This is a genomic window from Sphingomonas arenae (genome assembly GCF_016924655.1).
GTDB lineage: Bacteria > Pseudomonadota > Alphaproteobacteria > Sphingomonadales > Sphingomonadaceae > Sphingomicrobium > Sphingomicrobium arenae.
This window is the reverse complement of the sequence record NZ_JAFFJU010000002.1, coordinates 60,301-73,073: the sequence shown is the minus strand read 5'-3', so window position 1 is coordinate 73,073 and position 12,773 is coordinate 60,301. Positions and strand designations below refer to the sequence as shown.

The 12,773-nt window shown below is 64.7% G+C and carries 7 protein-coding genes; all 7 read right to left on the bottom strand.

The window, feature by feature from the left end; all coding sequences use genetic code 11:
- Positions 1-57: 57 nt before the first annotated feature.
- Positions 58-3,690: a cadherin domain-containing protein gene (locus tag JT720_RS06540; protein ID WP_205480311.1), complete on the bottom strand. Its 3,633-nt coding sequence runs from the start codon at positions 3,688-3,690 to the stop codon at positions 58-60.
- 187 nt (positions 3,691-3,877) lie between these two features.
- Positions 3,878-4,294: a GtrA family protein gene (locus JT720_RS06535; RefSeq protein WP_205480310.1), complete on the bottom strand. Its 417-nt coding sequence runs from the start codon at positions 4,292-4,294 to the stop codon at positions 3,878-3,880.
- Between the two features lie 31 nt (positions 4,295-4,325).
- Positions 4,326-5,357, bottom strand: a complete 1,032-nt coding sequence (locus JT720_RS06530; RefSeq protein WP_205480309.1) for a GDP-mannose 4,6-dehydratase — start codon at positions 5,355-5,357, stop codon at positions 4,326-4,328.
- Positions 5,351-6,493 carry an NAD-dependent epimerase/dehydratase family protein gene (locus JT720_RS06525; protein ID WP_205480308.1) on the bottom strand — a complete coding sequence of 381 codons (1,143 nt, stop codon included), beginning with the start codon at positions 6,491-6,493 and terminating at the stop codon, positions 5,351-5,353. Before JT720_RS06525 ends, JT720_RS06530 begins: the two co-directional genes overlap by 7 nt.
- A gap of 53 nt (positions 6,494-6,546) precedes the next feature.
- Positions 6,547-7,278, bottom strand: coding sequence for a glycosyltransferase family 2 protein (locus JT720_RS06520; RefSeq protein ID WP_205480307.1), 732 nt, complete (start codon positions 7,276-7,278; stop codon positions 6,547-6,549).
- 217 nt (positions 7,279-7,495) lie between these two features.
- Positions 7,496-9,040, bottom strand: coding sequence for an ArnT family glycosyltransferase (locus JT720_RS06515; protein WP_205480305.1), 1,545 nt, complete (start codon positions 9,038-9,040; stop codon positions 7,496-7,498).
- 123 nt (positions 9,041-9,163) lie between these two features.
- On the bottom strand, positions 9,164-12,772 hold the full coding sequence (locus JT720_RS06510; protein WP_237219851.1) for an ABC transporter permease/M1 family aminopeptidase: 3,609 nt from the start codon (positions 12,770-12,772) through the stop codon (positions 9,164-9,166).
- Position 12,773: the final 1 nt, after the last annotated feature.

Sequence of the window (12,773 nt, the reverse complement as noted above, 5' to 3'; positions counted from 1 at the left end):
TGCGGGGGGGCTCCGGGAGGCCCTTTCTCAGGCCAAGTTCCGGTAACTGGGCGAGGCCTAGATGATGAGGCCGGGGTCGAATAGCGATGTCGAGTTGAGACCCGACAGGGAGATGGCCTGGTCGAGGGCGCCGTCGTTGCCGAAGCCGTCCCAGAAGAGCCAGCCGCCCGTGCTCCCCGCGACGAACACCAGTTTGGCGCCCGGGGAAGCGGCGAGGAGAGCGTTGGCGGCGCTGAGCGCGTCGGCGTAGGAATTGGTGGCGATCGAGCCTTCGAGATAATCACCGGGGTTGAGCGGCCCGGTGACGAAGTCCAGGTCGATCCGGTCGGCGGCGGTGAAGTCGGTGATGAGGTCGACGTTGACCTGCTGGACGGCCGTGTCGGCGAAGGCGAAGACAAAGGTGTCCGCTTCCGTGCCACCCGTCAGAACGTCCCGGCCGCGACCTCCGATGATCACGTCCACGCCGGCCTGGCCGTTGATCGTGTCGTTACCCAGGCCGCCGTCCATGGTGTCGGCATCGGCGCCGCCGGTCAGGGTGTCGTTGCCGCCCTCGCCGAACAGGGTGTCGTTCCCGACGCCGCCAATCAGGGCGTCGTTGCCCTCACCGCCGCGAAGCACGTTGGCCGCGGTGTTTCCGGTAATGGTATTGGCCAGGGCATTGCCATAGCCGTCGATCGCCGCAGTGCCGGTCAGCGTCAGGCGTTCGACGTCGTTCGGCAGCCAATAGCTGACGGATGCATTGACGATATCGTTCCCTGAGCCGGGCAACTCCACAACGAGATCGTCGTTGCTGATCCCGTCGTTGGTGAAAACGTCGACGAAATAAGCATCGTCTCCGGCGCCGCCTTCCATGGTGTCGAGACCGGTCCCGCCGTTCAGAGAGTCGTTACCGACTCCGCCGCGGATCGTGTCGTCGCCGTTGCCGCCCGATAGCGAGTCATTGCCTGTTCCGCCGTCCAGGGTGTCGTTGCCGTCGTTACCGGCGATCGTGTCATTGCCGTCCTCGCCGGTCAGGAGGTTGGCGGCCTGGTTGCCGGAAATGGTGTTGGCGAGGTTGTTGCCGTAGCCGTTGATGGCCGCTGCCCCGATCAGGGTCAGGTTTTCTACCTCTGCCGCCAAGCGGTAGGTGACGGAAGCATTGACCCGGTCACTGCCGCCGCCGGCGAGTTCGATCACGAGATCGTCGTTGCTGGTCTTGGCGTCGTCGACATAGGTGTCGACCGTGTAGGTGTCGTTGCCGGTGCCGCCCTCCATCCGGTCCGTTCCGGCACCACCATCGATGATGTCGTTGCCGCCAAGCCCATAGATCGTGTCGTTGAGCGCGGTCGAACGGAGCGCGGAACTGGACGCCGTCGGGCTGATCGTGTTGTTGCTGTTGGTTCCCGTGATGGTCCGTCCGACTTCGTTGAGGTCGGTGACGCCGATGTTGAGGGTCTGCGTATCAGAGTTAAGGCCGTCGGTAGCCTCGACCACAACCTCGTACAGGTTGTTGCGGTCGGCATCGTCCGGATCTTCGAAATCCGGAGCCGAGCGGAAGCTCAGCGCGCCGGTCGCCGCGTCGATGACGAAGAGAGCCGCGTCCGCTCCGCCAGCGATGCGATAGGTGGGAGTGGTGCCGTCGAGGTCCTGAGCGGCGACGGTCGTGACGGCAGTCCGGTTCTCCTGGATGGAGATATCGGCCGTGGCGCCGCCACCATTCGAAGTGATGACGGGAGCGATGTCGTTCGCGTTGGTGATGGTGATGGCCAGCGCCTGGCTGGTGACGAACTGTCCGTCGGAGGCTCCGACCGTGACGTCGTAGACGTTGTCGCCTCCGCTGTCTGCGGGCGCTTCGAAGTCGGGAGCGGACAGAAAGCTGATCTCTCCCGTGGTCTGGTCGATCGCAAACAGGGCGGCGTCGGCCCCGGTGAGCTGGTAGACGAGAGCGTCGCCATCCGCGTCGGCCGAGGTGATCGTGGTCATCGCGGTGACGTTCTCGGCAAGGCTCAGGGCGACCGAAGGTGCGCCGTTGCCCGAGGTGATGACGGGGGCGTTGTCGTTCGTGTTGCCGACCTCAACGGTGAGCAACTGGCGATCGACATTCTCGCCGTCGCTTGCCTCGACCATGACTTCGTAGCGGTTGTTCCCGCCGGCGTCCGCGGGAGCTTCGTAGTCGGGTGGGGTGATGAAGCTGAGTTCGCCGGTGGCCGGATCGACCCGGAAAAGGCTGGCATCCGCGCCGCCGATGATGCGGTAGGTGACCGAGGCGCTGTCCGGGTCATCCGCGGTGATCGTGCCGACCAGGGTTGTGTTCTCGCCGACCTGCCCGGCGCCGGTGGACCCGCCCCCATTGGAGGTGATGGTGGGAGCGAGGCCGTCCGGAATGTCCGTGACCTCGATCGAGATGACCTGCGTGTCGCTGCCTCCATTGCCGTCGACGACGCGAACGGTGACCTGGTAGACGTTGTCGTAGCCAGCATCGAGCGGGTTCTCGAAGTTGGGAGCGGAGGCGAAGCTCAGCACGCCGGTGACCGCGTCGATGACGAAGAGCGAGGAGTCCGCACTCGGATCGAGCGAGTAGCGGAGGACTTGCTGTGGGTCGGGGTCGGTCGCGGTAACCGTCGTGATGAAAGTCGTGTTCTCCTCGACGGCGACGGTGGCGGTCGCGCCTCCGCCATTGGAGGTCAGCGTAGGCGGGGTGTTCAGCTCCGCCATGGAAAAGGTGCCGTCGCTGAACCGCACGAACTCGACATTGCGGAGATTGTCAGAGCCATCCCCGCCGGAGCGCTGGTCGGTGATCGTGTAGGAGCCGTTGGCGTTCAGCGTGACGATGTAGTCGGAGCGGCTGCCGCTGAAGACGGCGGTGTCGATGTCCGCGCCGCCATCTATTTTGTCGTTGCCGCCCGCCCCGTAGATCGTGTCGTTCCCGGCTTCACCGTTGAGCGTGTCGAAGCCGCCCGGGCCGCTTGCGCCATCGTCGCCATAGAGCACGTCGTTGCCGGTTCCGCCCAGCAGGGTGTCATCACCCATGCCGCCATATAGCAGGTCGTTATCATCACCGCCGAGCAGCTGGTCGTCGCGGAAGCCGCCGTAAAGGGTGTCGTTGCCCGCCTGGCCGCGCAGGATATCATTCCCGGCGATGCCGTTGTTGCCGAGGTCGTCCCCGTAGAGGATGTCGTCGCCGTTGCCGCCGCGAAGGTCGTCCGCGCCGCGGTAGCCGAAGATCAGGTCGTTTCCGTCCTGGCCTTCGATGACGTCCTTGCCCGCGCCGCCGATGATGGTGTCGTTCCCGGTCCCGCCATAGACCAGTAGGTCGAACGCGAAGTCCGCTCCCCCGTTGTGGCCGGTGAAGTCGAAGAAGTCGTCACCCCCGTACAGGTTGAACTGCTGGACACCCGTGACCCCGCCCACGCCGTCCTGGAACAGGCCGTTGTTGAAGACCACCGCGTCGTTTCCATCGGAGCCGTACAGCCAGTCGACGCCGCCATTGCCCTGGTAGACGTCGAACGACACCTGGATGTTGGAACTGGTGAACGTGTAGGCCGAGCCGTCCGAGTTCCGGATCGCCGTGGCCCAGCTGAACGAGGTGAGCGTCGCATCCGCGAAGGGGCGGCTGAGCACTCCGTCCTTGGTGAACGCGTAGAAGAAATCGGTGCCGGTCGTGGTCCCAAGGACCGTCTGACTTCCGAGCTTGTTGTAGAAGTTCGGCACGGCAAAAATCCTTCGATACACGGGCTCGATGCGGTTCCGGTTCCCGCCGCCCGCGCGGCCGGGGGAGCTGGGACGCGATGTCCTGCGCTGTCGTGGGCACGCGGCAACCGAAGTCGGACGAGTTTACGCCCCGCAGTCCCGCTTGTGGGTGTCCAATCGGAAGTAGCCCGGAAAGGGTAGGACCCGTTCACCCGCGGAACGTAATGCGCCGGTTCAGCAGGTAGTTGATCGGGAAGATGATCCCCATCGTCGCGAGCTGCGCGAGGACGTACGGCAGGTGGGGAACCAGGGACGAAAACAGCAGGGCGTTCGCCAACAGTGTCGATAGGGTGATGAAAAGGAAAGTGGGGGCAGCCGTCCGGTGCCTGGCGCTGGAGTGGAAGGTCAGCCGCCGCTGGTAATGATAGTTGAAGGTGATCGAGATCGTCAGGGCGCAGGTGGACGCGATGACGGGCTTCATAGCCACAAGCTCGACGAACGCAGCGAGCAGAACGATCTGGATGGCGGCGGCGCAGGATCCGACAAGGGCGTAGCGCAGGATCGCGGCGTTGCGACCATAGCGGAGCTTGTCGAAGCCCTGCTGGAGATCGGCTGCACTCAGCATCTTGCGCGTTCCGTGCGGCCCGGCTTTGCGGTCACGCCGCGACCATGTCGCGGATGCTTGGCTGTCCGAGGAGGTCTTCGAAATAGGCGATTGTGCGCAGCAGGCCCTCCCGGAGACCGGTGCGCGGTTCCCAGCCGAGATGCTCCTTGGCGCTGGAGATGTCGGGCTTGCGCTGGCGAGGATCGTCCTGGGGCAGCGGCAGGTGCACGATGCGGGAGCGCGAGCCGACCAGCTCGACGATCAGGGAGGCGAGCTCATGGATCGAGAGCTCGTGCGGGTTGCCGATGTTGAACGGTCCCGTCACCTCGTCGGCCGTGCCCATCAGGCGGAACAGGGCGTCGATCGTATCATCGACGTAACAGAAGGATCGGGTCTGCGAGCCGTCCCCGTGGATGGTGATGTCACGGTTGCAGAGCGCCTGGACGATGACGTTCGATACGACGCGTCCATCCGCAGGATGCACGCGCGGCCCATAGGTGTTGAAGATGCGCGCGACCTTGATCGCCAGATCGTGCTGCCGGCGATAGTCGAAGAACAGCGTTTCCGCGCAGCGCTTTCCCTCGTCGTAGCAGGAGCGGGGGCCGACCGGGTTCACGTTGCCCCAGTAGGTCTCCGCCTGCGGGTGCACGAGGGCATCGCCATAGATTTCCGAGGTCGATGTCTGGAGCACGGGGACCTTTAGCCGGTTGGCGAGGTCCAGCATGTTGATGGCGCCGATGACGCTGGTCTTGGTGGTCTGAACGGGGTCGCGCTGGTAGTGGATGGGGGAGGCAGGGCAGGCGAGGTTGTAGATCTGGTCGACCTCGACCGAGAGCGGGATGGTGACGTCGTGTCGCAGCAATTCAAAGCAGCGGTGGTCGAGCAGGTGGTCGATATTGCGGCGGGTGCCGGTGAAGTAGTTGTCGACGCAGAGCACTTCCATGCCGGCGGCCAGCAGGCGCTCGCAAAGGTGCGATCCGAGGAAGCCCGCGCCGCCCGTGACCATCGCCCGCTGCCCGAGGTGCGGGAGAACAATGCCTTCCGCTGCGGCGTGCTGCCGATCGGGCGGCGAGCGGTTCAGCATCGCGCCAGACCTCGCTGCTTGAGCTCGGACGCCGCCAACTCGAACCGGTCGTCCGCGGTCTGGCTGCTGACCCAGCCGATGAGCTCGTCGATGCCGTCGTCGAGGCGAACCGTGGGCTCGAACCCGAGCATGTTGCGGATCTTCTGAATGTCGGCGTAGCAGTGCCGGATATCGCCTTCGCGGAATGTATTCTCGATCTGCGGGGGAACGTCGATCTGCATCTTGCGGCCGAGCAGCTCCGCCACGTAGCCGATGGACGTGGGCTGGCCGGTCCCGACGTTGAAGACTTCGAAGTTGGCCTCGTCCTTGTGCAGGGCGAGGAGAACGGCCTGCACGATATCGGTGACATGCACGAAGTCGCGGGTCTGGCCACCATCCTCGAATACCACGGGCGAACGGCGATTGAGCAGTCGTGACGAGAAGATGGCAGCGACGCCCGTGTAGGGATTGCTGAGCGCCTGGCGCGAACCGTAGATGTTGAAGAACCGGAGCGCGGCGGTCGGGATGTCGTACGCCCGGCCGATCGACAGGCACATCTCTTCCTGGTCGCGCTTGGTGACGGCGTAGATGGAGGTCGGGAGGAGGGGCTTGGTCTCCGGCGTGGGCTTGGGGATGAGCGGCTCCGAGCAGCGGGGGCACCTCGGTTCCCAATCGCCGCTGCGCATCTGCGAAAGGCTGCGCAGCATCGGATAGACTTCGCCGCAGCCGACGCAGTCGTAGGCGCCCTCGCCGTAGATGGACATGGAGGAGGCCACGACCACCTTGCGCACGGTGTGCTGCCGCGCGGCGAGCAGTTCGAGCAGCACCGCCGTGCCGACGGTATTGTGGTCGACGTAGCGCGTGATCTCGTACATCGACTGCCCGACCCCGACCTGCGCGGCGAGGTGGATGATGGCGTCGACGCCGCGCATCGCGGCTTCGAGCTGGTGCCGGTTGCGGACATCGCCCCACACCAGCTCCACCCCCGCGCGCAGATCCCCGCCCGGCCGCATGAGGGACTGCAGGTTGGACTGGCCCGAGGCGTGGACCTGAGGCTCGAGATTGTCGAAGACGCGGACCTCGTGGCCCTGGGCGTGGAGCTGCTCACATACGAACGAGCCGACAAAGCCTGCGCCGCCTGTTATCAAGACTTTCAAGGCCGTCTCCCTAGGATCAGTTACAGGATCCGCGTGGCGGCGAGGGCTTCAGTTCAGAAGCTGTACTGTCCTCGCGCGTTCCTCCAGACCACCCGGAGAACGTCGAACCCGTATTGAACCGGCTTCAGGTGCGACTCCTCGTCCGCGTAGCGCGTCGGGATTGCGACCTCCTTGATGCGCAGCTTTCGCTTCGAGGCCATCAGCAGCATCTCGCCATCGAAGTGGAAGGTATCGCTGAGGCGATTGAAGGGGATGCTTTCGAGGCAGCGCCGCGAATAGAGCATGTAACCGCTATGGTATTCGCCCATGTTCATTCCAAAGGCGAAATTTTCGATAGCGGTCAGGGCCTTGTTGGCGATGAACTTGTAGAGCGGCATGCCGCCACGCAGGGCCTGGCTGTTCAGCATCCGCGAGCCCTGGACCACGTCCGCCTGGTCCTTCTCGAGCGGCTCGAGCAGCTGCAGCAGCAGTTCGGGAGCATATTGGCCGTCGGCGTGCAGCAGTGCGACGATGTCCGCACCTTGCTGCAGGGCCTGCTGGAAGCCGGTCTTCTGCGCCTGGGCATAGCCCATGTTCCGCGGCTGCTCGATCAACTCGGTGTCGTGTCGCCGGGCCACGATGGACCGGACGATCTCACCGGTGCCGTCGGTGCTGCCATCGTTGACGACCAGGATCCGCACGTCCTTTTCGGACAGCTCCGGTGGCAGTCGGTCGAACACGCTCTCGATTGTCTTGGCCGCCTGGTACGCGGGAATGACGATGAAAATCCGCTTGCCCTTGCTCATCGCTGGCGCTCCCTTCAGACTCACCCGGAAGCGAGGGCTCGTGTTCGACGCGGAGCGAGCATGCCAGCGGCAACGTCTGCGCTTCGCGTCCGTCACGAGTCCATGCCTCACCCGGGGCAAGTGGATGCTGCGGGCTGCCCAGCCGAAAAGGAAACGTGCTTCGGGTGTAAGCCGGAATCCTGTTGTGCCAATTTGGTGCTAGCCTTTGGGGGTAGGGTCAGCGGGCCTCTGCGCGCGATGCCGAAGCAAATTGGTAGACCCGGCCGTCGGAAACGTTTGCGATCCTTTGCAGCGGCACGTCGCGCAGGAGTTCCGCTTCCGGAACGATGTAGAAGCGCCAGTCCACCCGGTCGATCACCACGACGTAGGCCCGCCCGCTCTCCAGATCGTCACGCAGCCTGCGCATCTGCGCGGAGAACGGATTGCGCGGATCTTCCTTCAGGGTGAGGTGGTTCACCTTGCGGGGGAGATATTCGGCTGGACGATTCAACCGGAATGAGATGACGTCCGGAGCGTTGGAGTAGAGCCGGGCGTCGGTGGGGAGGCGCTCGACTTCGCGCAGCACGGGAGAGCGGGACCAGGCGATATCGGCATAGCCGACGCCGCTTTGAAAGGCTTCGCGAGTGGTCGCCGCCGTTCGGACTGCGTGGGAGACGAGGATGATCGCGCCGAGGATCAGCAGACCTGTACGAAGGTGGCGCGGCAACACCCCAGCCCGGCTCAAGGCACTCGCGGCCATCACGGCGACGAGCACCAATGCGACGTATAGCGGCAGGAGGATGCGGCCATTCAGGGGAAGGCTCGCCTGGATGAGCACGGATGCGACCAGGAAGAGGGCGTAGAAGAGGGCAAACAGACCGAAGACGATCGGCAATGCCGCCCAGCCCGAGCGCTGCAGCCCATCAGCGTCTCCGAGCCAGCGGCGCGCGTAGGCTGCTCCAAGCCAGAGGGTCGCGGCGAGGTTCAGCAGGAAGAAGGGAACTCGTACTGCCGAGGGGATGGGAGCTGGCAGGAGCATGATCGAGAGCGATTGCAGGCCGGAGTTCCAGAGCGCGAGGCTCGGGTTGCCGTTGAACGACAGCTCGCGTCCGGTGGAAGCGCTGGCGGAGAGGTGATTGGCCATCAGCCAGATCGCGCAAACAACGACGGCGGGGCCGGCCAGGAGCGCGCATTGCACAAGCCGCGAGCGGAGCGGCACGTCACGCAGGGCGAGACGAACCCCGCACAGGGCGGCCAGCATCGGGGCCGCGGCGAAACGGGTCAGGATGGCTAGCCCCATGAGGACGCCGGCGGGCACGAACCAGACTGGCCGGCGCCGCTCGAGCCCATGCACGAAAAGCAGGGCGGAAGCGGCGATGCCGAACAGGAGCAGGGGCTCCGACATGGCGACACGGTGCATGGTGATATAGACGGGCGAGAAGGCGATCAGTGCGGTGCCCGCAACGGCTAGTGGGGTCGAACCGCAGAAGCGGTAGAGCAGTCGCCAGAACAGCCAGGTATTGATGATCACCAGCACCAAGCCGACGTACTTGGCGTTGCCGACGATGTCGTGGTTCAGTGGCTCGAACGCTTGCAGCAACCAGGTATAGCCCGGCGCAAAGTGGCTGGCGCTGCCGATGTGCATGTAGGCGACGGAGTCCGGCAGGATGCCGATCCCGTGCCGCGTGTTGAGCAGGAACACGACCGCGGACGCGAGCATCAACAGGACGAGGACGACGCGACCTTGTGATCGCCCAGACTGTTCGAGCGGCGGCAAAGCCATGGTGCCGATCTCCTTGCCCCGGGTCAGGGTTCGACACCCGACCGTATCATGGCGCAGCCGCCGCCGAACGGGTCAGTCGGACTGCGCCTCAGGGATAAAGGAGTAGCCCCAGCATAGGGAGCGTCAGCTGGTCGGCGCGGTGACGTCCTTCACATTGTCGTCGCTGATGCGGTCCACCCGGAAGTTGTAGGGATCGACGCCGGCGAACGTTGGCTTGGTTGCGCTGCGAAGGGTCAACTTCTGCACTCCGCTGCGCACGGGCCGGCGTTCCAGCAGGACCACGTTCTTCGTGGAGAAGGCACCCAGGCCGGGCCGCGCCGTGAACAGGCCGACTTCGATCGGCTCGGCCATCGCCGTGCGCTTCTCCGTACCCTTGCCGTCCGCCGTGAACTTGTCAGCGGCGATGGTCAGCGTGGTCTCCCATCCATTGCCGACCTTGCGAGTAACCGCGTCGGTGACCTTGAGGTCATAGAGGGTGATCCGCTCGAACAGGTCGTCGATCAGCCGCTGCTGCTCAGGGGGGCGTGCTTCCTTGCGCAGCTCGGCAATCAGGTCGACGGAGCGCAGGTACGGCGGACCGCCGAACCGGTGCGCGGCGACGAACCGCTGGAGCGCCCGGTTCACCGCCGCTTCGCCGAGCTGTTCCTGGAGCAGGTACATGACGACCGCACCCTTGCGGTAATGGATGTAGCCCTGGTTCTCGACGCGATTGAGCGGCAGCTCCTCGACGGCTTCGCCCTTTCGCCCGCTCAGGTAAGCGTCGAGCTCGTACTTGAGGAAGCGGCGGATCTGGTCCGGCCCGTAGAGGTGCTTCATGACCATCAGCGCGGAATATTGCGCCAGAGTCTCGCTGGTCAGCGTGCCGCCCTGCATGTCCGCGCCGATCACCTGGTGCGCCCAATATTGATGCGCGATCTCGTGCGCGATCACGTAGGTTGTGAAGTCGATCTTCTCGGGATCGTTGGTGTTCGCGTTGAAGCCGATCGACTCCGAATAGGGCATGGTGCCGGCGAAGGCCTGGGCGAAGCTCTGGTAGCCCGGGAATTCGATGATCCGGGCATAGTTGAACTGGTAGGGCCCGAAGTTCTGCCGATAGTAGTCGAGCGACAGTCCCATGGCGCGGAGCATCTTGGGGACGTTCCAGCTGTGGGTCGGGTGATAGAGCACCTCCAGCTCGACGCCGTTGTGGTTGCGTTTGGCAACCTTGTAGTCGGCGGATTGCACCGAGAAGAAGTTCAGGATCGGCGCCGGGCTTACAAAGCGGGCCGTGCGCCGGCCGTCACGGGTCTCGTCGGAGACGCGGTTACCTGGGGCCATCGGCGTCTGACCGGCATCGGTCGTCAGCCGAATGTCGGAGCGGACCCAGTCCGAGCCGACGTAGTTCCAGCGGGTGGCGCGCATGTCCTCGAGCTTGGCCGGACGCAGCTCGGCCGGAAGGCCCTGGCGACGGCGCTTGGCCCGGTCGCTCAGCAGCCCCTGCCGGTTCATGCCGATAAGCGGGGCGAAGCTGAAGTTGTTGATGAAGGTGCCGTTTTCCAGGAGGTCGGTGGCTGGAGCCGAAGCACGGAAGCCGCGCCGCCAGAGTTCCGAGCGGAAGGTGAGGCTGGTGGTCTGGCCCGGCATCAGCGGCCGGTCGAAGCGATAGATGCGATACTTGAAGCGATCGTCATTGCTGACCAGCCTCGCGCCGGCCAGGTGCAGCCGGGTGTAGCTGGCGTCGTCCTCGCCTTGGCGGATGTGGACGTCGCGGATCGGCACGTCCCACTTGTTGACGAGGTCATAGCGCCCCTCGGTCACCAGCCGGCGTTCCCGCGGGAAGAGCTGGATGTCGAGCTTCACGTCCGTAATGCTGGGCTGGGGCAAGCGTTCGTACTTGAGGTACTTCTTCTCGAAATCGGCGCTTTCCTTTTCTGCCATGTCGGAGGTGACGTAGCGGTTCAGAACCTTGATGTTCTGGTAAGCGTAGGCGCCGGTGGCGGCCATGGTGGCGGCCGCTACCCCGGCGATGGCGTAGGGGAGGCGATTGCCGGGGCGGCGCAGGCGCTTGACGCGGGTGCGCAGGCCAAGGTCGGTGCCGCGCGGCCAGAGCAGATGCGCGAGAACGGCCAGGATCAGCGCGCACATCAGCCAGTAGAACTGAAGGATCGCCGCCCCTCGCCAGAAGCTGCCCACACCCACGAAGTCACTCAGGGGGACACCGGGCGCCGCGCCGTAGATGTAGAGCGGGTTGGTGTAGCCCATGTTGGCGAGGAAGATGGTGCCGACGAACCAGACAAAGATGATGCCCCAGCCGACGTACTTGTTCGGGCTGAGGACCTGCACGACCACCGCCAGGATGGCGATGAGCAGGCCGTCGATCGCGGCCGGCAGGATGAACCAGGCGAGGTACTGCGGGATGCCGATCTGCTGGGCGCCGTTCACCAGCTGGTAGAAGATGCCCGTCAGCATCGCGGCGACGTTCACCACCACCAGCACCAGGAAAATCGCGAGGATCTTCGGGATGGTCATCGCCCACGCTGGCACGGGGGTGGAATCGATCAGCTCGTTGAGCTTGCGGTCGCGCTCGCGCCAGACGAGTTCGCCGCCGTAAAAGACAGCAATCATGAGCAGGACCGCCGCGAAGGTGTTGCGCACGGTGCTGATGGTGTTCGCCAGCGTGGGATAGTCCGCGGTGCCGTAGGTGTTCTCGCCAAGCCACAAGCTTGCCGCGGTGTTGGCAACCGCGAACAGCGCGAGCACGATCAGGCCAGGGCTGGTCAGCACCTGCCGCAGCTCCACCCGCAGCCGGGTCATGAACTGAGTCAGGCGGGACGGGCGCTGATCCCGCGCAACGATGGCCGCGCCGCCAAGATCGGGAGCGATGGCAGCAGCCTTGGCCTCGCGCTGCGCTCGCTTTGCCAGCTTGCGCAGCTTGCGCCGGGAGGGTGCGCGCTCCGTCATGGAGAAGCGCCACAGCGTAAGGCCCAGGAAGACGAAGCCTAGTACGATCGCCCAGGCTCGGTTGAAGGCGATCGTGCCGGCGAAATCGACCAGCCGGCCGTTCATTTCCGCCTGGGTCCAGTAGCGGGTTGCTTGCGCGAGGGCGCCGTTGCCGAGCGGTTCCCAGCGGGCGAAGACGTCCCGATACTCGATCTTCTGGCCGACCACGCTGGTGGTGACGAGATAGCCCATCACGAGCAGGACGGCGCCGATGTACGATGCCATCATCGAACGCAGCGTCGTCGCCAGCGCGAACAGGATGGCGCTGGTCAGGAAGATGTTGGGGATGGCGAACAGCAGGAAGTTCCAGCCGTAGTAGCTGAACCGCTGCGGCCCGACGGTTTCCGGATCCACCCACGGCATGGACGAGCCGACCGCAAGACCCAGCGGGATGGCAAGATAGCCGAGCCAGGCGATGGTGACCCCGCCAAGAAAGCGGCCGAGTACGATCTGGTAGCGGGAGACACGCGTCGCGCGGATGATCGGCGCGAAGCCGCTGGTCTCGTCGCGGACGATGGCGTTGGCGACGAACGCAGTGATCACGAACAGGTAGAAGATGGTGAAGATGCTGGTCGCGATTGCGATGGCGTAAGGCGCGTTTTCGTGCACCGAGCCGGGCGTGCCGATGCTGACGTTCTCACTCGCCGTGAGGCCGAAGCCGAGCAGGAAGAAGATCGCCACCGCGACCCAGAAAACCGGGTTCTTCAGCTGGTAGCGGATTTCGAAGCGGGCGATGCCCAGCAGCATGCGCATG

Excerpts from the sequence above, each read along its gene's own strand:
- JT720_RS06535 (WP_205480310.1), bottom strand. The coding sequence starts at position 4,294 with ATGCTGAGTGCAGCCGATCTCCAGCAGGGCTTCGACAAGCTCCGCTAT.
- JT720_RS06530 (WP_205480309.1), bottom strand. The coding sequence starts at position 5,357 with ATGCTGAACCGCTCGCCGCCCGATCGGCAGCACGCCGCAGCGGAAGGC.
- JT720_RS06520 (WP_205480307.1), bottom strand. The coding sequence starts at position 7,278 with ATGAGCAAGGGCAAGCGGATTTTCATCGTCATTCCCGCGTACCAGGCG.
- JT720_RS06515 (WP_205480305.1), bottom strand. The coding sequence starts at position 9,040 with ATGGCTTTGCCGCCGCTCGAACAGTCTGGGCGATCACAAGGTCGCGTC.
- JT720_RS06510 (WP_237219851.1), bottom strand. The coding sequence starts at position 12,772 with ATGCGCATGCTGCTGGGCATCGCCCGCTTCGAAATCCGCTACCAGCTG.